The organism is Bacillus salipaludis, from assembly GCF_030938565.1.
Classification (GTDB): Bacteria; Bacillota; Bacilli; order Bacillales; family Cytobacillaceae; genus Neobacillus; species Neobacillus salipaludis_A.
Genome location: NZ_JAVGVR010000001.1, coordinates 4791657 through 4812260 on the forward strand (window position 1 = coordinate 4791657; position 20604 = coordinate 4812260).

Sequence of the window (20604 nt, forward strand, 5' to 3'; positions counted from 1 at the left end):
GCCCTTATCCTTTCATGATGTCAGCCAAAAACGCCTGTGCTTCTGACTGGAGTTTTTCGTATGCTGCCTGTTCTGCAAGATCCTCTTTAGAGTTTACTGTAAATGTTTCCTCAGCAAAATTCACATCAATAGAAGCAGTATAAAGATACGTTGCATTACCAATTAAATCAATATGGTAATTTCCGTTGTTTTTATGAACCACACATTGAACCTTACCGCCATTATTATAAACATTTACGGCCTTTTCAAAATCATTTAACCCATTCAAGCAGGTAACTAGGGTGGAGGCAGACATTGCCGTTCCACAGGCATTGGTAAAACCAACTCCCCGCTCGAACGTCCTCACATAAATATTTCCTTTGACCAAGGCTTTTACAAAGCTTACATTGACTCCATCAGGAAATAAAACATTCGGCCCATTTACTTTTTCGCTGAGATCTTTTTGAAGATCTGATTGAATTTGCTCCGATTCTACAATCGTAATTAAATGCGGGTTGGGAACCGCTAAGGCAGTGAAATATAATTCTTGAGATAACTCTGGAATTTTTTCATTTCTTAAGTCAGGCTGGTTTAATTGTAAAGGTAAATCCTCCAATAAAAATGAAACAGGAGAGATCTCTACCTGATATGTTGTTACATCCGGAAAAATATCAGCCTGTTTGCTCACCTTTAAGTCGGTCTTCATTGTTTCAATAATCGCTTCTTTCTGATCCCGCATCTCACAAATATATCGTGAAACAAGACGAAGACCATTTCCACACATTGAGGCTTCCGAACCATCTGTATTAAAAACTCTCATTCTTCCGTCCGCATGTTCACTTTTCAACATGAACAGAATTCCATCTGCCCCGAGTTCAGAGTTTCGGTTACATAAAACCCTTGCCAAATCGGCCCTTTCTTTTTCAGAAAATGTATAGGAATTAGAAATTTCATCGATTAAAAGAAAATCATTGCCTGAACCGTGCCCTTTAATTAAGTTGATTTGCACTTTAAAACCCTCCAGCATCACGTAATTGCATTTATTCATTATAGTATCAAATTCTGGTAGGGAAAGGAACTTAAACCTGCTAATTATCTTTCTATAAAATATTCATTTATGAGAAAAGACATTTGTAAAAGCTTGTCACTTTCTGAAATGCCTTCCGTAAATGAAAGCACCGGTGTATTTGGCTCCGGAAAAAAATCACTCCATTCCACCGGCATCCAGCCCCTGCGCAAACGTCCCAATTGGTGGTTGGCTGGATTTATGATTTTCTCATCCATAAATAGGGAAGCACCCTCTACTGCCCCTATGAACCTTTCATTTGCGTCAAAAAGTTCCTTTTTATATTTTCGAGCATTCAATTTCCGGATTTGATAATATCCTTGATAAACTTTGTTTCGGTCAAATACCTCAATTTTTTTGTATTTACCCTTTTTAACCTTATAAATCCCAATTAATTGATGATTCATATCATTAAGGGCATAAATTTTTGAAAAGACTGGAAAACCCAATTTTTTTCCTCGGTATTTTTTGATCTCTCCTGCTAGGTTTCCATCGGGAAAATAGAGCTGCAAACGCTTCGGTAAATAAACGGCTAATAAATGCCCTGTTTCAAAAATGGAATGGTAGAAACTGCGGGATTTCAACAAATTTTTCTTTATTAATAGTGCTTGTCTAACCTTGAATAAATAGATTTGAAAGCTGATGAAGCTGTAAATGAGAAAGGGAATAGTTAACAGCATCATTTTCTTGTTCTGAAAGAAAGAAAGATCTACTATTATAATTAAAAATGCGGGTACTAGTGCAGCGATGCTACCATTTAGACTGATGCTAGCAGATTCGCGATAATATTTATCTATTTTCATCATGAAAACTCCTTATCCATTCCTCTTATATCAGTCTATTAAATAATACTAAGAAAAATGATAGAAGATTTCCTCATTAAATCAAAAAAGAGACCTGCAAAAGTCTCTTAATTATTTGATTGCACATATTTTACTATTTTTCCGCTTAATACTTTGGCATCCTCATAGCCCTGGTTATATAACTCCTCTAACCGCACTGGATTCCGTTCCATTCTTCCTACCTGGAGCGGCTTTAATGGCCGGATAATAAAAACATTTCCCTTCTCCTCTTCTTTTTCTAAAAAAGCGAGAGTGTCGTTATACATTTGATACCGATTCCTTAAAGCCCTTTGCAGCCCTTTATAGTCAGGATATTTTCGGTTAACAAGGAAATGAAACTTCGAGGGCTTTTTCCGATAGTCCATATTTCTTGTAAGAATCACAATATTTTTCTTAAAGCCATCTGATTGTGCTTTTTTAATTGGAATTGGATCGCTAATTCCACCATCAAGCAAAATTTTATTTTGATAGGTTATTTCAGGTGCAATAAATGGAAGCGAACTCGATGCCCGTAAAACAGTCAGTAGTTCTTGGCCATAATCTCTTTTATTGAAATAAACCGCTTCCCCTGTTAAGCAATCGGTTGCTCCCACAACAAATTCAGAGGGACCGTTATAAAAGACATCATAATGATAGGGAACATGTTGATTGGGGATTTCATCGAAGATAAAATCCATTCCAAAAAACTGACGATTTTTAAAATAATTTCTCCAAGATATATATCGCGGATCCGAAGCATACTGAATTGTTACGGTTTTATTTCTTCCCTTTTGTTTTGACAAATAAGATGCTGCATTACAAGCCCCCGCAGAGACGCCGATTACATAAGGAAAAAATAATTGATTTTCTAAAAAGTATTCAAGAACGCCCGCCGTATAAACACCACGCATTCCCCCGCCCTCAAGAACCAAACCGACTCCATTTAACACATTGCTTCGTCCCTTTCCTCTATTTTTATCATGTTTATTCTGTCATATATGGACGAATTTGAAAACTAAACTGCCTCTTATGATGCCAGCTCTTTTTTTCGAAAAATAAAAATACTTAAGGCTAGCAGAATGAGAATACTTGCAATCGAGAGCAAACATGCTGGCAGAGTATAATCCGCTAATTTGCCTATTAATACTAAATCGTTCGCATATTTTGTTAACATTGCCGGGCTCCATTCCAGCCAATCGGAAAGAGAGCTTGATACCAAACTTAAAATAATCACTACCAAAAGGGAGACAAAACCAGCCACACCAGGAACGAGATGAGCCGCACTAAAAAACAAGGCGATGGTTAAAATTACGGTAAACCATAGTCCATAAAGAAAGAATGCTTGAAAGGCTTCGCCAGCTGCAACCCAATCAAATAATATCCCGGTATAATACCAAGTTGCAGCCGAACCGATAAAAAAAGATACCCACATTAGCAGAAGAGCCCCCACCCATTTCGCTGTTACAAAAGAGCGGTATGAAACCGGTTTAACTAAAATCATGGCAGCAACACCGCTTTTTCTTTCACCGGCAATTAGCGCCATTGTCGTTAGAACAATAATTAACACACCTAAGGAGGAATATTCACTTAAACCACTAACAAATACCTCCTGTGCGGAGGGTTTTGGAATTTCAATCTTTGCTCCCTCTGGCAGATTCCCTATTGAGTCAAGAATCTGCGGCAAATAATAAGAGGATAACGGTTTTTGCACACCTAGCAGAATAAACGTGATGGGCACCCAAATCCATTTGAAATTTCTCCACATTTCTAATAGCTCCTTATTAAGGAGCGTAATCCATTGGCTCATTTTCCCACCACCTTCATAAACACATCTTCAAGCGTCATGCTGCTCATTTCAAATTTTTCTAGCGGCCAGTTATGTTCCGAAATTTCTCTTAGAAAGACTTGTCTAGCTTGTTCAATATCGTTCACGGTTACACTTAGTCGATTGCCTTCAATGGAGATGGTTTTTGTGAACGGATTTTTTCCAAAAGCATCTGCATATAGCTCGGCCTTCCCTTTGAAAAACAAATCAATTCTGGACTGTTGATGGCGTTCCCTTAATTCCTCCATGGTTCCGGATTCAACAATTAGACCTTTATGTAAAAACAGGATTTCATCACTAACCTCTTCCGCATCATTTAAAATATGGGTGGAAAAAAGGATGGTGGTTTCTCTTTTTAGTCCTTCCAATAAATCGAGTACTTCTCTTCGCCCAATGGGATCTAGAGCTGAAACTGGCTCATCGAGCATGATCATCTGCGGCCGATGGATAAGGGCTTGTGCAATACCTAAGCGCTGCTTCATTCCGCCTGAATATTTGCCTACCCTTCGATTTTTCGCATCTGAAATCCCAACAAGTTCAAGAAGTTTAAGTGATCGTTCCTTTGCTTCTTTATTCGTTAAGCCCCCCAATTTCCCAACATACTGAAGAAATTCAAGACCACTCATCCAATCATAATAAACTGGAAACTGAGGGAGATAACCGATAATGTGGCGAATATCTCCATCTTTCTTTGCATCTTTAAAAGCGATCGTTCCAGCAGTCGGTTTCATTAAACCAGCTAACATCCTAAGCGTCGTGGTTTTTCCTGCGCCGTTTGGGCCTAAAAGGGCAATACATTTTCCTTTATCTAAATGAAAATCAAGACCTTTAATTACCTCGTTTCCCTGGAAACTCTTCTTTAATCCAGAAATTTGAATAAGGGACATCAGCTTTTACTCCTTCCTATTACAAAATAAAGAATCGGCCCAATTGGATTAAAGAATAAACTTAGCAGTACCCAAAGCCACTTAGGTCCATTTGTTTTTTCAATGCGAATGATATCCACCAATACAACAATTACTAAAATTAACTCAATCACCAGAATAGGCGCAAGAAGTGCCCAGTTTATATTTGCCATGCTATCTCCCCCTTTTTTCTATTTATAAATATATGACGTTTGACCTAGAAAAACGTTTCAGAACCCGGCAAATATTTATACCAGGTTCTGAAAAATTTTTCTATTGAATTAAGCGAAAGATCCATGGAAACCGGTATTCTTGACCTTCATACGCTTTTATAGCGGCTATGATGGTAAAGACGACCGCTGCAATCCCTAAAACCCACAAGGCAATAATACCGATAATGATGATCGTTAATATCCCGCCTATAATACAATAAATGGTATAGGAAATAAAAAAGTTAAAGTACTCTTTCCCATGATAATCAATGAATGATGATTCATCTTTTTTAATTAACCAAATGACTAATGGTCCAATAATCGGAAAAATAAAACTAACTATATAAAGAACTGCTGCCAAGAGCCTTTCTTCACTTTTTACCACTATAGCACCTCCTTCTTCATTAAAAAAATCCTTTCTTTTATATGTACGCTCTATTCTGGAAAAGATTTCATTGTTTCTGGTAAAATCCGCTTATTATTTTCAGGCTTGCTAACAGAGTACACGGGCAAAATAACCTAAAAATAAATATAATGAACACAAGTTTCAAAATTGGGCTTTTTTGCATATAAAAGAATAAAAGTTATTGCTCGGAACATTTTTAACTTTTCGGAAAATATACTGCTTGGTAAAATAGTTAAATACATGAAATATAGGAAGAAAGGTTTAAATATGACGAAAATACTTTTGAAGAATGCAACGGTATATCCGATTACCGACACCCCTATTCATTCAGGGGATGTTTTAATTGAAGATGGAAAAATCGCTAAAGTTGGACAGCATATCATCACCGATTTAGAAGTTAAAATAATTGATTGTGGAAATGCCTATCTTTTACCAGGTTTTATTGATGTCCATACACATCTTGGACTTTATGACGAAGGTACGGGCTGGGCGGGAAACGATGCGAATGAAACAGCAGAGGCCCTAACCCCGCATATACGTGCTTTCGACGGTGCCTATCCGTTAGATGCCGCATTTACGGATGCTGTTCGGAGCGGGATTACAACCGTTCATATTATGCCGGGAAGCGCAAATATCATCGGAGGGACCACATCGGTGATAAAAACAACGGGCAAAAATATTAAAAAAATGCTTATTCAAGAGATTGCGGGATTAAAAATCGCTCTAGGTGAAAACCCAAAAAGAATCCACAGCCATGGAAATAGCGACTCCATTACGAGGATGGGAATCATGGGCAAGCTCCGCGAAGCATTTTATCAGGCCATTTACGCCGATAACCCAGAAGATCTAAGGATTGCACCCATTGTAATGGCATTAAAAAGGGAGATCCCCGTTCGAATCCATGCCCACCGGGCGGACGATATCATTACAGCCACCCGTTTTGCGGAAGAATTTAATCTGGACCTGAGAATTGAGCATTGTACAGAGGGGCATTTAATTGCAAATGAATTAGCAGGGATGAACCTAAAAGTATCCGTTGGCCCAACCTTAACAAGGAGGTCCAAGGTTGAACTAAAAAATAAAACATGGAAAACTTATCAGGAACTTACCAATAATGGGGTAGAAGTTTCCATTACCACAGATCACCCTTATACTCCGATTCAATATTTGAATATTTGTGCAGGAATTGCAGTAAGAGAAGGTCTTCCGGAACAAAAAGCATTAGAGGGGATTACGATTTTTCCAGCAAAAAATTTAAAAATTGATGACCGTCTCGGAAGTATTGAAGAAGGAAAAGATGCTGACCTTGTATTATGGAGCCACCATCCTTTCCATTATCTAGCAAAACCAAAATGGACAATGATAGGTGGAGAAATGGTTTTCGAAGAGGCAAAAACTTTGTAGAAAATTGGAAAAAAATTTCACTTAAAAACAAACAAAAACCTATTTATTTTTCGCTTTTTTTTATGGTATCATACTTTTGATGATACTAATGGTAACTTGAATTTGGGGGACTATTTTAATCTTTATTTTTCAAAAAAAATGATATAGGGAAGGCAAATGGTGCGCCACCAGTATACTGGTTCTAGTGGGTTCGATTCCCACCCCGAAATTTTTTAGCAATTCTAATAAAAAATTTCGAGGGTGGGCCGTTTTCTTTTGACATGGGATCGGATTGCCCTAATGGAGGGATATTCATGCTGAAGAAAAGAGATCTTCACGACAGCCACACACTTTATGAACTAATGACGCATCCAGATGTCTTCCCTTTTGTTCGCCAAAAAGCAGCATCCTATGACGAATTCTTATTCGTGACAAAGAAAACCATTGAAGCTGAAGAACGTGGTGAATTAATCTCCCGCACTATTCTTGATGAATGGGGTTCCCCTATTGGTACAATTAATCTATTTGATATTGAAGAAAATGCCGGATTTTTGGGAACCTGGCTAGGCAAACCTTATCATGGAAAAGGGTATAATAATCCTGCGAAAGAAGCTTTTTTCAGTGAGCTTTTCTACGAAATGGGAATTGAAACGATTTATATGCGAATCCGTAAGATCAATATCCGTTCGATTAAAGCAGCGGAAAAACTACCATATGTCATAAAAGCAAATGAAACACGAAAATCACTGTATGAGCAATTAAATGCCAATGGTGAGGTTTACGATTTATATGAAATTCCAAAAGATCAATATACCTTCTATATAATGAGAAACGACTCTCTTCAAACAGATTCCACTCATTTATTGGAAGCATAAAAGCAATCGGCCACCGCCGATTGCTTTTTTTACAAGAAAAAAGACTAGCGCCCTTGGGTGCATAGTCATCATCTTACTTTCGTTAATCTATTACGCTTTGTTCGGTTGTTCCATCTACTTCACTTATACCCATCTGGAGCAAAAATTCTTCTAATTCCTCATTCGTTAACGTTTCAAATCGACCATCATGAAAAAATACCTGGGTTTGATTAGGATTAATACGATTAATATTAAAGCTCATTTTCTTTGCTCCTTTCCATAGATGATACACAACTATTATCCGCAAAATAATCCATTTTCATTCCTTGTAATCAAATTGTTCGAAAAATTGTAAAAGCAGTTTGTATATCCTTTGTACATTGGGTATGTTTTTTAAGACAGAAAAACAGCTTGTTAACGATATCTTTGTAAACCACTGGAATAGGTTCCATGATATAATAACTCTTTGTAACCTAAAGAAGATGGAGAAACTAAAAATTGAAACAAACCATTACAAAGAAGCAAAAGTTAAAACAATTAATTTATATTTTATTCCCGATTCTGATTACCCAGCTTGGGCTTTTTTCAATGAACTTTTTTGATGTAACCATGTCCGGGCATTACAGCCCATCCGATTTGGCAGGTGTTGCAATAGGTTCCTCCCTGTGGGTTCCGGTATTTACTGGACTTAGTGGAATATTGTTGGCCGTTACGCCGATAGTTGCGCAATTAAATGGGGCGAAACAGCAGGATAAGGTTGCACACTCTGTGTTTCAAGGACTTTATTTATCTGTAATCATTGCCATTATCGTTATCGCTATAGGCGCTATCATTCTTGACCCCATTTTAAACGGTATGAGCCTTGAACCACATGTTCGGAAAGTAGCCCATGACTATCTTGCTGCCTTAAGCTTTGGAATGATCCCACTTTTCGCTTATAACGTATTAAGATCATTTATTGATGCGCTTGGGAAAACGCGTGTTACGATGGTCATTACTTTAACTTCACTTCCGATTAATGTTGTCTTTAATTATCTGTTGATTTATGGAAAATTTGGTTTCCCTGAACTTGGAGGAATTGGAGCAGGTGTTGCAACAGCGATTACCTATTGGCTGATTACTTGTATTTCGATTTTTATCATCTGTACGAATCAACCATTTTCAAATTTTGGTATTTTCCGCCACTTTCATAAAATATCCCTTTCAAGATCAAAGGAAATATTAAAAATTGGCATTCCTATTGGTTTTTCGATTTTTTTTGAAACCAGCATTTTTGCTGCTGTTACTTTGCTAATGAGTACTTTTGATACCAATACAATAGCCAGCCATCAGTCAGCATTAAATTTTGCTTCATTTTTGTATATGCTTCCTCTCAGCATCTCCATGGCCTTAACCATCTTGGTCGGCTTTGAAATTGGCGCCAAAAGAAATCAGGATGCAAAGGAATACAGCTGGCTTGGAGTTGGAATCGCAATTTTACTGGCAGGGTTATGCGGAATAATCTTACTGCTATTCCGCTATGATATTGCGGGAATTTATACGACAGATCCAGTGGTTTTAAAATTAACGGCGAAATTTTTGCTTTACGCGTTATTCTTTCAATTATCTGATGCCATCCAGGCACCAATCCAAGGTGCACTACGAGGGTATAAGGACGTAAATATTACCTTCTTAGCCTCTCTTCTATCCTATTGGGTAATCGGCCTCCCACTTGGATATGTAATGGCAGTTTATACTGATCTGGGTGCATTTGGTTATTGGATCGGTTTGATTGCGGGACTCGCAGTCGGAGCAATTTGTCTTTTATTACGTTTACTTTGGGTTCAAAAAACCGCGAATCAAGCAAACATACAAAAAGAGTCCTAATGATTTTGGTCAGGACTCTTTTATATTATGTTCGTCTTTCAATGCTTTTCCCAATACATCTATTCCCCCGGTCACAGGGATAATACTCCCGGTTATAAAACTTGAATTTTCATCGACGAGAAAAGAAATCACTCTTGCAATATCTTCACCTGTCCCTGATCTCCCGACTGAAGTAAGACTATTATCAGAAGAAAAGGCTTGTTCAATTGTTTTTTCCTTCCATTCGGTGCTAATATCCCCTGGACTTACCATATTGGCCGTAATCCCGTTTATCATTTCCTCAATGGCAATCGTTCTTGTCAAGGATGCTAGACCCGTTTTTGCTGCAGCAAAAGCAGAACGATAAATCCAACCAGGCGCTGTTTCGACCCTGTCAAACCCCATTGTAATAATTCTTCCCCATTTATTTTTTCTCATAATAGGTATGGTCAGCTTTGATAAATTAAAAACAGCTGACAAATTTCCATTTAATAAATAATTCCATTCTTCGAATGAATAATCCGTTAGTTTTTTTCTTTCGTGTATGTATGGCCCTGCATTATGGATTAAAACATCAATCGAAGAAAATCTTGTTAATGCTTGGTGGACCATTCGGATACAATCTTCTTGTTTGGCCACATCCCCTTGAAGTAACAGGCAATCGGTTCCAAAACTTTCCTCGAGCTGCTTTGCAAGTTCTTTTGCTTCCAATTCACTGCTTCGATAATTAATAATCAACTGATACCCTTTTTCTGCAAGTTGTAAAGCAGTAATTTTTCCAATGCCGGTTGCCCCTCCGGTAATCAAAGCAGTTTTTTTCTTCACACACCATTACCTCTCTATTTTCCAATTTATCTTTATACTATATGTTAAAAAGATTTGATTATATATGCAAATTTTAAACATTACCTTATGAATTTGACATGTTAAACCTGGTTGTTGATTTCCGCTCCAGGCGCTTCTTTTTCCATGGGCGGACCGGGGATCCTCCTCGTCGCTCCAATCAACGATGTAAAATAAAAACATTGGCCTTTAACCCAGCCTTTGATTTAAATAAGAAAAGCAGGTTTTAATAACGGATAGGCGTTTGCTAGCATAGTATGTGGTAGGACGAATAAGGCCCTTTTCAGGCAGTTGAAAGGATGAAAAAAATGTTCCCATGGAATATGTTCCCTTTTAATAAGGATATGAAGAATAACCTGCAAAACATGAAACCAGAAGAAATCAATAATTATGTCCAGGACCTCATTGGAAAGGTAATACCCGGCAGCATGCGTGGAATGATGAACCCAAACGAAATGTTTAATGGATTCGCTTCAGCTGGCACTACCCAGCAGCAGAGCGCTACAGGTACATTGAATTCCTCGGCATTTGAAACACATGACTTTGTTTACGTGCGGATTGCGATTAAAAGTGAGGAATGGCTCAAGCAGCTGCGTATTTACCATACCTCCAATCAGCTTATTGTCGACCATATCCCCCAATATGAAGATAAACATACGATTACCCTTCCGGCGATTGTTAGAAAGAAAGGTGCTTCAGCGAATTATAAGGATGGGACTCTAGAAGTAAGAATTCCCAAAAATATCGATATGCAGTTTTCTCAAATTGATGTGACAGAAATAATGTAGCATCTATTTTTATGGTATGTTTTTGTTCCAGTAAAATATGATGAATTAGAGGTGGTGGTTGGAATGGAAATGGATAAACTTAAAAAATGGCTGGAATTGACCCAAAAATTTCAAGGTGATAATTTTTGGGAGCAAATCTTTGATGAAAAAAGTGTTGAAAAAGTCATAAAGAGTCCCTCCATTAGCCCCTTTACAAAAATACAGAGTTCTTTTCCAAAATGCGATTTATATGAAACGGATGATGTGCTTGTGATTGAAGCCGAAATTCCGGGGATGCGTAAGGAAGATCTTCATATTACTGTCAATCAACAGCTATTGACGATGACAGGAGAATTTAAAACCTTACAGGAAGGAAGAAAATATTTTATTAAGGAAAGAGCAAATCAGACATTTAAAAAGGAAATAATCCTCCCCTTTCCCATTAAAACAACTCAAATTCGGACAGAAATACGAAATGGATTATTGTTTATTTTCATGCCAATCAATAAAGAGGAAATCGAGACGATTCCCATTACATTCGATCAACTTACTCCAGAATGAAGAAGCAGACAGCCGCGAATGGGCTGTCTTTTTATTTTAATTCATCCATCATTTGATTATGAACCTCAATTAAATGAACTTTTGTTTCAGTGGAAATATTTGAATCCACTAATCTTTTGATAGCGGAATAATATTTTTCATATCTGTTTTTCCGAACCCTAGGGTGCGAGTTTTCATCTAATAATTCTCTTTTTATCGCATCCTTCAAAATTTCCTCACTGTTCTGATTTTCCACGTTTAATAAACGATTATTCCATACCTTTCGATATTCATGCAATAACCGATCAAAAAACTCCAACCCAGTTGGCATTTATATCACCCCAATCATCACCCTTATGCTCATTGTTACATATTTCCTTGTATTTTGTAAAAAATAAAAAGGACCATTTTTGAAAGGAGAAATATATGTCTACCCCATATAAATGTCCAAATTGTAAAACCAATCGAAGTCGATTTAATATTATTGAACAAGTAGCACACTCGGTTAAGCTTGACCCACAATCCGGTGTGGTTGTAAGAGAGTATGGTGAAACGGAATTAGAACCTTTTCATATCCCATATCAAGGCCCAGAATTCCGGATTCAATGCGGCGCTTGCGGACTAATCGAAGATGAGCGTACCTTCATTAAATTTGGACAACAACCTTAAAATAAGAACACCTTTATAAATGACCTATTCATTTATAAAGGTGTTTTTTTAATGTAGGTAAAGTTTTTAAAGAGCAATATTGAGTTTTGAAACAATGTTGATAGGAGCGGAAGGCGCGAAGACTCCTGTGGGAGTACGGGGCAGGGGAGACCCGCAGGAGTGAAGCGACGAGGAGGCTCCCCGAACCGCCCATGGAAAGCGAAGCGCCTGGAGCGGATATCAACAACCAAGTATAACAGGAATTTATTGTAAATAATTATCTTTTAAAAATTGCTTTGAATCAATTTTCCATCCCTCAATCGGTGAAAACCGCACCATATGAATTTGCCCATTAAATGTTTGTCTTCCTCTATTTTTTATGTACCAATCAATTTCAATAGGAATATCCAAACTAATTTGTTCTGATAAATCCTCAGGTGGAAGCATAGGTAATCTTGAGATTCTAACTGCATCAATTTTCATAAGGACCGGTTTCCACTTAATTTTTTGCAAGGAAGGCGTGGAAATAATTTTCGAATCCTGCTGTATAAATCCTGCAATATAGGCATTTATGATCTCATATGGGTTTGCCTTCTCGAAATAATCATCCAGTTTCCCTGATGCCTTTAAAATCATTAACATATGAGATAAGTCCATGGAGTTCGTCCGATGTGTCGTACTCCCATAAAAATGAATACAGAAATGTCCGGGAAAATTGTTTTTCAAAGCTCCGGCACCATGTGGCATCCCATGCATTGAAGCGCCTATCCACTGGTCTTTATGAATAACAATAATCGCACGACGTTTCCAGCTCCATTTACCCCCATAGATTTTTTTCATAATCTTAGTATCCTTTGAAGTCAAAGGCTGCACGTCCGCGTGGTGGCTGCCTGCACGCCGTTGCACCTTAAATTTTTTCCCTGTATCCACATCCAGCACGATAAACTTTGTGTACTTCGGTAAGATATGATTGACATCTTTCCAAGGGAGCATTTCAATCTTATAACTGATTTCCGCTGCACTTACCGCTTGACCATTCAGGAGGATGAGCATAAAAAATATAAACACAGCTGCCTTCTTCATGTAACCCCCCATTTCCATGGAATATAAACTACATTTAAAGAGTTACCTGAAGACTAAAATATCATTCATCCATATGCTGATTTTCAAATTCATTTTCAAGCTTCTCTAGTGCTGTATTCATTTGGCCCCAATCGATATTTTCCCCAATAAAAACAAGGTTTAACGGTAAATTCATTTGCTCCTTCATATATAAGGGCATTCCATAAGAGAATTGAAATAAAAAAGGATAGCTTTTTGAATCAAATTTTAGATATCCTTTAATTCGGTAGATCGTATCAGGCAAGGATTTTAAAAACTCTTCAAACCTGGAATGACTGACGGGACCCTGAAATCGGTATACAAAAGTAGATAAATTTAAATTTTTCTGGCTTAGGTGAGTATTCGTTTTATCTCGATAAGAAACTGATATCTCTTTAAGCTGTTTTAGCGAAACCTGAGAATAGTTCGTAAGCAGGCATCTTGCTTTTGAATTTAATGCTTGGATTTCGAATGTAATTTTCGCTTGTTCCGACTCTGATAATTCACTCATTTTATTCACGATAATGAAATCAGCGTGTCTAATTTGCTCTAGAATTAACTGCTGAAGCTGAGGGCTCATTGATTTCCGATTCAACCATCTTAAACCATCAACAGTGGTAACAATACCTTTAATATGCAAAGCATCTGCAAATAGCGGTGAGAGAATCGCATCTAACACTTCTACAGGATGTGCTGCCCCCGTTGTTTCGATATAAATCACATCTGGTTTTTCATCGATTAATAACCCTTGAAGCTGCGCCTCTAGCTTGTCCTGAATCGAACAACAAATGCAGCCGCCAAGTAATTCCTTTAACGCAACGTCTTCATCCACAACATCGGAATCAATGGAAACTTCCCCCAGCTCATTCATCATGACAGCTACTTTTCTTCCCTGCTTATGCTCCTCTTCAAGGATTCGTTTTAATAAAGTTGTTTTCCCGCTCCCTAAAAATCCTGACAAAATATAAACCTCAGATTTAATCATTCTATTGCCCTGCCTTTTTTCGTTTTTGCATCCCTTCATTATAACGGATATGGATTAATGTAAAAAGAAAAAAGCAGATGAGCCTTCATCCGCTTTTTTAATTAATGATCGATTTAGACTGGTCTTCCTCTTCAGGGATTGAATTCACAGTAGCTGAATCATCCTTTTCATTTCCTTTGACAAATTGCAATGGCTCAATTTTGGTAATTGGATTCATAATTGCCGATAACCCCAAGCCCACTAATTGTCCTTTCCCTAAATCGGTGTTAATGCTGTTAGCCACTTCATTGATAATGGATGGTGCTATCAACAATAGATTATCGGATGATTGATTTTTAATTTCATTTTTCAGTGAGGAGATAATCGTTTTTAATTCCTCTGTATTTTCTGGATCCACCGCTACCTGCTGAATGTATTCAAGCACTTCCTTACCATGTAGTGGCCCTTTTCCTTCATTAATTGTTACTCCATCCGGTGCAAGTTGATCAATGATTTTACTTATAGATGAGGGGTTTAGCATGAAAAAATGATCAATGGATATGCCATAATTTTTTTGAACCGTTTGTTTTAATTCTTTCAATTTAGGTTTATTATCAACCGTTTCTGAGACCGGTAATAATACGGGGGCCGACTTTAGTTTATGATTTTCTTGGTCATAACGGACAATAACAGCAGCACCTGTTTTCGAAGCTTGAGAATCTGTATTATTTTCGGTAATCAAGAAATTTACAGCCTTTTTTTGCTCTGAAATTTGCAGTTCATTCGCTGTCTCTTTAGCAGAATGAAACAACGATTTTAGCGGTCCATACCCGAAAAAAGAAAGTACAATCACCACGATTACTAGTTTCCTCATTGCAAACACCAACTTTATCCTGATTGTTACTGTCCATTTTCGGAAAACAGCTGAAGAAATATACATGTTAAATAAAAAATCCGGATTCCTCTGCTAAAGAAAGAATCCGGATTTATCCATTTTATTTCATTCTTGTTTTTAACACTTCAATCGCTTTTTTCAATTGGGTATCATTCTTTTGGATTTTGTCCCGTAAGAGTTCCATTAACTTCATAGTCGAGTCTCCTTTTAGATACCCGTTTACTTCTAATTTATGAGCCTTTTGGAATTTTTCAACCTCTTCTTTTGTCTTCTGGTCAAAGAATCCGTCTGTCCGGCCTGGATTAAAGCCAAGTGCCTTTAACATCTTTTGTGCTGTCTTTACATCTTCAGAGGAGCTGGAAAGTTCCAGCTTCTTTTCCGGATTAATAATTGGTAATGACGCATAATCAGGTAGTTTTACCGGATAATCAGGCATAATCCCCTTCTTATGAATCCAATTTCCATTTGGAGTTAACCATTTCGCAATCGTGTATTTAAGGTTAGAACCATCAGAAAAGTCTTGTGCTGTTTGGACTGTTCCTTTTCCAAATGATTTTTCACCCACTAATGGAACCCCAGCGGATTCTTTAACCGCTGCGGAAAGAATTTCAGAAGCACTTGCACTGCCTTTATCAATTAAAACAACTAAAGGAAGCGTAGGATTTCCTTCATTTTGGGAGCCAAACTCTTTAATCTTACCGCTTCGATCTTGTTCTTTGACAACTACTTTTCCTTTAGGAACAAACATACTGGAAATACTAATGGCTTGGTCTAGTAAACCACCCGGATTTTGACGTAAATCCAACACAAGGCCTTTCATGCCTTTCTTTTGTAAATCATTTAAGGTCGTAACAAGTTCTTTTGCGGTATTACTTGAAAAACTGGTAATCTGAACTTTGGCAATACCTTTTCCAACCATTTCACCATATACGGTTTCAATTGGAATTTCATCACGTACGATTGGGACCTTAACTGGAGCTTCCGTGCCCGGGCGATGAATGGTTAATTCAATTTTTGTCCCTTTCTTTCCACGAATTAAGGTGACAGCCTGAGTCGAGGTCATCCCTTGCAGGCTTTTTCCATTTACTGATGTAATGATATCATTTGGTTTTAAACCGGCTTTTTCTGCTGGAGAACCTTTAATCGGGGATACAATTAGAATGTGTCCATCCTTCTCCTGAATTTCTGCTCCAATTCCTTCAAACGAAGAAGAAATAGTATTATGGAAGCTTTTCGCCTCTTCATCACTCATATAATCAGAATAAGGATCATCCAAGGATTCTACCATCCCATTAATAGCCCCATTGATTAGCTTTTGACGATCCACATTCTTGAAATATCCATTGTTCAAAGTATTATAGGCAGTATAGAATTTTTTAAATTCTGCCCTTTCTTTTTCAACTGTTACGACTTTCTCTTCACCAAAGGCCAGTACAAAAGCCGTTATTCCTGCTGACAGAAAAATTATGAAAAACAATAGCATAATAAAATGGAATTTCTTGAAGCGAATATAGCCTGATTTGTTTTCTGCTGCTGCTTGCTCTTGTCCAACTTTCTCTTCATCCAAAGCCTTCACCACTTTCATTCACCAAAAAATTATGTTCCTCTAGAACAATCATCTTCCTTTTTTCTATGTACAGAGCTCCATTTATAAGTCTTCTATGAAAAATGAACCCTTAGTGTTTAGAATAACATCTTTTTATTAAAATTAACAAAGAAAAGATAAAGTTGTCTAAAAAAGTGGCACTCCCCATTAGGCAGCGCCAAAAATGAAATTAAATTTTAATCCGTTTTAAACGAAGTGAATTGGTTACGACTGATACTGAACTGAATGCCATTGCCGCTCCTGCTACCCATGGCGCAAGGAAGCCTAAGGCAGCGACCGGTATTCCGGCGGAGTTGTAAATGAGAGCCCAGAAAAGGTTTTGGCGAATATTTAACATCGTTTTTTTACTTAATGCGATTGCTTTTGGAATTAATGTCAACTCTCCACCAAGTATGGTAATATCAGCTACTTCAATGGCTACATCCGTACCTGTTCCAATCGCAATTCCGATATCAGCAAGAGCAAGTGCCGGAGCATCATTAATTCCATCGCCCACCATCGCCACTTTTTTCCCTTGCAATTGAAGTTCCTTAATTTGATTTGCCTTTTCGTCCGGCAAAACCTCGGCAATTACATTCTGAATGCCTACCTGACCAGCAATTGCTTTAGCGGTACCTTCATTATCTCCTGTTAACATATATACTTCTATCCCGAGCTGCTTTAATTGATCAACTGCCAGCTTGGCATTTTCTTTTACAGTATCGGCAACTGCGATAATTCCCATTATTGTTCCTTGAATTGCAATAAACATTGCAGTTTTACCCTGGCTTTCAAAGTGGAGAAGGTCATTTTGAACAGTTTGATATTGAATCCCTCTGATCTCCATCAGCTTCTTTGTTCCAATTACCACCTCTTCATCACCAATTTTCGCCTCAATTCCGTGACCCGGAACGGCTGTAAATCGTTTGACCGGAAGTGTACTTGTTCTTTTTGACATTCCGAATTGGACAATGGCTTCTGCCAGTGGGTGTTCTGACGACTTCTCTACAGAAACAAGATATTGCAGGACCTTCTTATCATCCTGATAGGCAATAAAATCGGTAACGGTTGGCTGCCCTTTTGTTATCGTCCCTGTTTTATCAAGGACAATTGCATTGATTTTATGGGCGGTTTCTAAATGTTCTCCACCTTTAAATAAAATTCCCATTTCCGCCCCTTTGCCAGTTCCGACCATTATGGAGGTCGGGGTCGCAAGTCCAAGCGAGCATGGACAGGCAATGACAAGGACGGCAATAGCCGTTTCAAATGCAGAAGGGAAATGGCCAGGTTCCACGATTATGTACCAGATTAAGAAGGTTAAAATTGATAAAGCCACAACCACTGGAACAAAATAACCTGAAATTGTGTCAGCAACCCTTTGAATCGGGGCTTTACTTCCCTGCGCTTCCTCCACAATTTTAATGATCCCGGCTAGTGCCGTATTTTTCCCAACCTTTGTTGCTTTTATTGTTAACGTACCATTTTTATTGAGGGTTGACCCAATAACAGGATCCCCGATCATTTTTTCAACCGGAATGGATTCACCTGTAATCATGGATTCATCTACGGAAGATTGTCCGGAAACAACCTCCCCGTCTACCGGAATTTTCTCGCCAGGCTTTACGATAACAGCATCTGCAACCTTCACCTCGTCAAGTGGAACTCTGATTTCGTTTCCGTTTTTTAAAATGGTTGCTTCTTTTGCCTGCAGTCCTAACAGTTTCGAAATTGCCTCCGTCGTCCGTCCTTTTGCAAGAGCCTCAAAAAATTTGCCCAACAGAATTAATGTAATCAGGACAGCACTCGTTTCAAAATAAAGGCGGGGAGCGTAATAGGGATTTCCGATCGTTTTAACCCCTTCTGTAAGACTGTAAAAATAGGCGGCCGAAGTACCGAGCGCAACGAGGACATCCATGTTTGCACTTTTATTTTTCAATGCATTAAATGCACTTGTATAAAACGGACCCCCGATATAAAACTGAATCGGCGTAGCCAGCAGCAATTGAAACCATGGATTCATTAAAATAGGAGGCATAGGAAATCCAAAATCCCAAGGGATATGGGCAAGCATAGTGTAAAGTAAGGGAATCGATAAAAGAAACGAAAACAAAAGTTTATTCTTTCGTTGTTGCAGCTCTTCTTCCTTATGTTGTGCTTTTACATTTCGATCCTCTGTTTCAGTTGCCCCATAGCCAAGTTTTTCTATTTTTCCGATAATTTCATCACTCGAAACTATTTCATTTTCATAAGATACAGCGGCTGATTCCATTGCTAAATTTACATTGGCCTCGACACCATCCATCTTATTCAGGACTTTTTCGATTCTTGCTGAACAGGCTGCACAAGTCATCCCGGTAATATCTAACTTGAGTTCTTCTTTCATAAAAATAATTCACCACACAATCTTTAATAAAACATGACGGTTTACATTCATTCTACATTAATTCGACAATTTTTTGATGATTGTTGTCACACCTAGTCATTATTAAATTCTCCACAGGGTGATATAGTTCCTTTCTTAAAAACAAAAAACCCCTCTTAGTATGAACCAAGAAGAGTTATGTTGATATTTTATTCATTTATTGCGGCTTCTAATGCTACCTCAATCATATCATTAAAGGTTAGTTGTCTTTCCTCAGCAGTCGTTTCCTCACCTGTAAGTAGATGATCACTTACAGTTAGAACAGAAAGCGCTTTGCGGCCGAATTTAGCAGCAAGTGTATAAAGTGCGGTTGTTTCCATTTCAAGTGCAAGAATTTGATATTGGGCCCATTTTTCATGTTCTGCATTATCATTGTAGAACATATCAGCAGTAAAGACGCTGCCAACCTTCAAATTTAACCCTTTTTCAATGCCTGAATCATAGGCTTTTTTTAATAAATCGAAGTCGGCTGTTGGGGCATAATCAATTCCACCAAATGTAAGACGATTCATATTAGAATCAGTGGAGCTTGACATCGCCAAAATAACGTCCCTAACCTTTACATCCTTTTGGATGGCACCGCAGGTTCCAACACGGATTAAGTTTTGGACATTATAGCTTTGGATTAATTCGTTTACATAAATTGAAATCGATGGAATCCCCATGCCTGTTCCTTGAACAGAAACTTTTTTTCCTTTATAGGTACCAGTAAAACCAAACATATTGCGAACTTCGTTATAGCATACTGCACCCTCTAAAAAGGTTTCTGCAATATATTTTGCCCTAAGCGGATCTCCTGGAAGCAGGACTGTTTCAGCAATATCATTTTCTTTCGCTGCAATATGTACGCTCATTTATAATCCTCCAATCATATCTTAGGAAAATCAAAATCGATTATTCCCTGGTGTGGATATTCTACCCACCAATGACAATATATCACAATCATTTTGTAATGAAAAACCAATCTAAGAACGGACATGAATTTTTATTTTTGTGGGAAACTATTTTATGAAGAAAAAAAGGAGGGAGGATTAAGGAATGGGAAAAAAACATCGAAACCGCACAGCTTCACCTAAGAAAAATAATCATATTCCGCCGGAAGCGATAGTGGCTGAACATGAGGCACATGCAAAAGAACATCAAGCTACAGGCGGCCGAAAAAGAACCTAAGGATTTCCTTAGGTTTTTAAACGTTCCTAGCGGATGAGAAGGCGATTTATTGGCTCCCAGCCGCCAGATTTTAATTGGAAGTAATGCTGCCCGCCCCTTCCTTCATCGATCAAAATGATATCCCCAGTCGAAAGGAACCGTCCTTTATAATTGTCAGGGATTCGGTCGGCCACATTAAAACAGCTAAATGTTTCCTGAAGGCATTGTTCACGGTTATTTGCTTTAATGTACGTCCGGTATACAGCCTTATAGCCTTTACGCTCTCTGTACTTTGGAGTTTGAAAGATCGTCACATCATATTGCATATTTGCTCTTCGGGTTAGCATTCTGATCATCATATTCCTCCAATCAAAGATTATTACTATATTAATTA

General features: G+C 38.0%; 24 protein-coding genes. 7 read left to right on the forward strand and 17 right to left on the reverse strand.

Annotated features, from left to right (window positions below; all coding sequences use genetic code 11):
- Positions 1–4: 4 nt before the first annotated feature.
- The 7 genes from dapF to RCG21_RS23730 form a co-directional block, all read right to left on the reverse strand.
- Positions 5–988: a diaminopimelate epimerase gene (gene dapF, locus RCG21_RS23700; protein WP_133336167.1), complete on the reverse strand. Its 984-nt coding sequence runs from the start codon at positions 986–988 to the stop codon at positions 5–7.
- Between the two features lie 83 nt (positions 989–1071).
- Entirely contained in the window at positions 1072–1848 is a 777-nt protein-coding gene (locus RCG21_RS23705) for a hypothetical protein (protein ID WP_133336165.1), read from the reverse strand.
- Positions 1849–1955: 107 nt separating this feature from the next.
- Complete coding sequence (locus RCG21_RS23710) at positions 1956–2816, reverse strand: patatin-like phospholipase family protein (RefSeq protein ID WP_133336163.1); 861 nt, start codon at positions 2814–2816, stop codon at positions 1956–1958.
- Between the two features lie 77 nt (positions 2817–2893).
- Positions 2894–3673 carry an ABC transporter permease gene (locus RCG21_RS23715; RefSeq protein WP_133336161.1) on the reverse strand — a complete coding sequence of 260 codons (780 nt, stop codon included), beginning with the start codon at positions 3671–3673 and terminating at the stop codon, positions 2894–2896.
- Positions 3670–4578: an ABC transporter ATP-binding protein gene (locus RCG21_RS23720; RefSeq protein WP_133336160.1), complete on the reverse strand. Its 909-nt coding sequence runs from the start codon at positions 4576–4578 to the stop codon at positions 3670–3672. The genes RCG21_RS23715 and RCG21_RS23720 overlap by 4 nt, the downstream gene beginning before the upstream one ends.
- A complete protein-coding gene (locus RCG21_RS23725; protein WP_026576583.1) occupies positions 4578–4769 on the reverse strand; it encodes a PLD nuclease N-terminal domain-containing protein in 192 nt (63 codons plus the stop codon). The genes RCG21_RS23720 and RCG21_RS23725 overlap by 1 nt, the downstream gene beginning before the upstream one ends.
- A gap of 100 nt (positions 4770–4869) precedes the next feature.
- Positions 4870–5193, reverse strand: coding sequence for a DUF4870 domain-containing protein (locus tag RCG21_RS23730; protein WP_026576584.1), 324 nt, complete (start codon positions 5191–5193; stop codon positions 4870–4872).
- A gap of 288 nt (positions 5194–5481) precedes the next feature.
- On the opposite strand from RCG21_RS23730, the gene RCG21_RS23735 reads away from it, so the two are divergent.
- Together RCG21_RS23735 and RCG21_RS23740 are read left to right on the forward strand one after the other, a co-directional pair.
- A complete protein-coding gene (locus RCG21_RS23735; protein ID WP_133336159.1) occupies positions 5482–6618 on the forward strand; it encodes an amidohydrolase in 1137 nt (378 codons plus the stop codon).
- Between the two features lie 293 nt (positions 6619–6911).
- Positions 6912–7472 (forward strand): GNAT family N-acetyltransferase, encoded by a 561-nt coding sequence (locus tag RCG21_RS23740; protein WP_133336158.1) that lies wholly within the window; start codon positions 6912–6914, stop codon positions 7470–7472.
- Positions 7473–7554: 82 nt separating this feature from the next.
- Here RCG21_RS23740 and RCG21_RS23745 read toward each other — a convergent pair whose 3' ends face one another.
- Positions 7555–7713 (reverse strand): hypothetical protein, encoded by a 159-nt coding sequence (locus tag RCG21_RS23745; protein WP_165976303.1) that lies wholly within the window; start codon positions 7711–7713, stop codon positions 7555–7557.
- Positions 7714–7949: 236 nt separating this feature from the next.
- Here RCG21_RS23745 and RCG21_RS23750 point away from each other — a divergent pair, with 236 nt between their 5' ends.
- Positions 7950–9317, forward strand: coding sequence for an MATE family efflux transporter (locus RCG21_RS23750; RefSeq protein WP_133336156.1), 1368 nt, complete (start codon positions 7950–7952; stop codon positions 9315–9317).
- Between the two features lie 9 nt (positions 9318–9326).
- On the opposite strand, the gene RCG21_RS23755 is transcribed toward RCG21_RS23750, so the two are convergent.
- Positions 9327–10121 carry an SDR family oxidoreductase gene (locus RCG21_RS23755; protein WP_133336154.1) on the reverse strand — a complete coding sequence of 265 codons (795 nt, stop codon included), beginning with the start codon at positions 10119–10121 and terminating at the stop codon, positions 9327–9329.
- A 326-nt stretch (positions 10122–10447) separates the two neighbouring features.
- Here RCG21_RS23755 and RCG21_RS23760 point away from each other — a divergent pair, with 326 nt between their 5' ends.
- Entirely contained in the window at positions 10448–10927 is a 480-nt protein-coding gene (locus tag RCG21_RS23760) for an Hsp20/alpha crystallin family protein (RefSeq protein ID WP_133336152.1), read from the forward strand.
- 63 nt (positions 10928–10990) lie between these two features.
- Positions 10991–11467: an Hsp20/alpha crystallin family protein gene (locus tag RCG21_RS23765; protein ID WP_133336150.1), complete on the forward strand. Its 477-nt coding sequence runs from the start codon at positions 10991–10993 to the stop codon at positions 11465–11467.
- Between the two features lie 31 nt (positions 11468–11498).
- On the opposite strand, the gene yoyC is transcribed toward RCG21_RS23765, so the two are convergent.
- Positions 11499–11777, reverse strand: a complete 279-nt coding sequence (gene yoyC / locus RCG21_RS23770; protein ID WP_133336148.1) for a protein YoyC — start codon at positions 11775–11777, stop codon at positions 11499–11501.
- A gap of 95 nt (positions 11778–11872) precedes the next feature.
- Between yoyC and RCG21_RS23775 the strand changes: the two genes are divergently transcribed.
- Positions 11873–12115: a hypothetical protein gene (locus RCG21_RS23775; RefSeq protein ID WP_026576592.1), complete on the forward strand. Its 243-nt coding sequence runs from the start codon at positions 11873–11875 to the stop codon at positions 12113–12115.
- A 243-nt stretch (positions 12116–12358) separates the two neighbouring features.
- On the opposite strand, the gene RCG21_RS23780 is transcribed toward RCG21_RS23775, so the two are convergent.
- The 6 genes from RCG21_RS23780 to deoD form a co-directional block, all read right to left on the reverse strand.
- Positions 12359–13177, reverse strand: a complete 819-nt coding sequence (locus tag RCG21_RS23780) for a hypothetical protein (protein ID WP_133336146.1) — start codon at positions 13175–13177, stop codon at positions 12359–12361.
- Between the two features lie 61 nt (positions 13178–13238).
- Positions 13239–14180, reverse strand: coding sequence for a CobW family GTP-binding protein (locus tag RCG21_RS23785; protein WP_133336143.1), 942 nt, complete (start codon positions 14178–14180; stop codon positions 13239–13241).
- 97 nt (positions 14181–14277) lie between these two features.
- Positions 14278–15033 (reverse strand): LCP family glycopolymer transferase, encoded by a 756-nt coding sequence (locus tag RCG21_RS23790; protein WP_133336141.1) that lies wholly within the window; start codon positions 15031–15033, stop codon positions 14278–14280.
- Between the two features lie 121 nt (positions 15034–15154).
- The gene (locus tag RCG21_RS23795; protein ID WP_504928510.1) at positions 15155–16621 is read right to left on the reverse strand and encodes a lmo1851 family serine protease; all 1467 of its coding nucleotides are present in this window, start codon (positions 16619–16621) and stop codon (positions 15155–15157) included.
- Positions 16622–16829: 208 nt separating this feature from the next.
- Positions 16830–19022, reverse strand: a complete 2193-nt coding sequence (locus RCG21_RS23800; protein ID WP_133336137.1) for a heavy metal translocating P-type ATPase — start codon at positions 19020–19022, stop codon at positions 16830–16832.
- Positions 19023–19210: 188 nt separating this feature from the next.
- Positions 19211–19915, reverse strand: a complete 705-nt coding sequence (gene deoD, locus RCG21_RS23805; RefSeq protein ID WP_133336135.1) for a purine-nucleoside phosphorylase — start codon at positions 19913–19915, stop codon at positions 19211–19213.
- Between the two features lie 184 nt (positions 19916–20099).
- On the opposite strand from deoD, the gene yoyE reads away from it, so the two are divergent.
- Positions 20100–20231 (forward strand): protein YoyE, encoded by a 132-nt coding sequence (gene yoyE, locus RCG21_RS23810; RefSeq protein WP_268884107.1) that lies wholly within the window; start codon positions 20100–20102, stop codon positions 20229–20231.
- A 26-nt stretch (positions 20232–20257) separates the two neighbouring features.
- Here yoyE and RCG21_RS23815 read toward each other — a convergent pair whose 3' ends face one another.
- Positions 20258–20566, reverse strand: a complete 309-nt coding sequence (locus tag RCG21_RS23815) for a YodL domain-containing protein (protein ID WP_133336133.1) — start codon at positions 20564–20566, stop codon at positions 20258–20260.
- Positions 20567–20604 lie beyond the last annotated feature (38 nt).

Coding starts and splice junctions, on each gene's coding strand:
- RCG21_RS23720 (WP_133336160.1), bottom strand. CDS start 4,578: ATGTCCCTTATTCAAATTTCTGGATTAAAGAAGAGTTTCCAGGGAAAC.
- yoyE (WP_268884107.1), top strand. CDS start 20,100: ATGGGAAAAAAACATCGAAACCGCACAGCTTCACCTAAGAAAAATAAT.
- RCG21_RS23715 (WP_133336161.1), bottom strand. CDS start 3,673: ATGAGCCAATGGATTACGCTCCTTAATAAGGAGCTATTAGAAATGTGG.
- RCG21_RS23725 (WP_026576583.1), bottom strand. CDS start 4,769: ATGGCAAATATAAACTGGGCACTTCTTGCGCCTATTCTGGTGATTGAG.
- RCG21_RS23800 (WP_133336137.1), bottom strand. CDS start 19,022: ATGAAAGAAGAACTCAAGTTAGATATTACCGGGATGACTTGTGCAGCC.
- RCG21_RS23785 (WP_133336143.1), bottom strand. CDS start 14,180: ATGATTAAATCTGAGGTTTATATTTTGTCAGGATTTTTAGGGAGCGGG.
- RCG21_RS23705 (WP_133336165.1), bottom strand. CDS start 1,848: ATGAAAATAGATAAATATTATCGCGAATCTGCTAGCATCAGTCTAAAT.
- RCG21_RS23735 (WP_133336159.1), top strand. CDS start 5,482: ATGACGAAAATACTTTTGAAGAATGCAACGGTATATCCGATTACCGAC.
- deoD (WP_133336135.1), bottom strand. CDS start 19,915: ATGAGCGTACATATTGCAGCGAAAGAAAATGATATTGCTGAAACAGTC.
- RCG21_RS23780 (WP_133336146.1), bottom strand. CDS start 13,177: ATGAAGAAGGCAGCTGTGTTTATATTTTTTATGCTCATCCTCCTGAAT.
- RCG21_RS23775 (WP_026576592.1), top strand. CDS start 11,873: ATGTCTACCCCATATAAATGTCCAAATTGTAAAACCAATCGAAGTCGA.
- RCG21_RS23790 (WP_133336141.1), bottom strand. CDS start 15,033: ATGAGGAAACTAGTAATCGTGGTGATTGTACTTTCTTTTTTCGGGTAT.
- RCG21_RS23740 (WP_133336158.1), top strand. CDS start 6,912: ATGCTGAAGAAAAGAGATCTTCACGACAGCCACACACTTTATGAACTA.
- RCG21_RS23765 (WP_133336150.1), top strand. CDS start 10,991: ATGGAAATGGATAAACTTAAAAAATGGCTGGAATTGACCCAAAAATTT.
- RCG21_RS23745 (WP_165976303.1), bottom strand. CDS start 7,713: ATGAGCTTTAATATTAATCGTATTAATCCTAATCAAACCCAGGTATTT.
- yoyC (WP_133336148.1), bottom strand. CDS start 11,777: ATGCCAACTGGGTTGGAGTTTTTTGATCGGTTATTGCATGAATATCGA.
- RCG21_RS23760 (WP_133336152.1), top strand. CDS start 10,448: ATGTTCCCATGGAATATGTTCCCTTTTAATAAGGATATGAAGAATAAC.
- RCG21_RS23815 (WP_133336133.1), bottom strand. CDS start 20,566: ATGATCAGAATGCTAACCCGAAGAGCAAATATGCAATATGATGTGACG.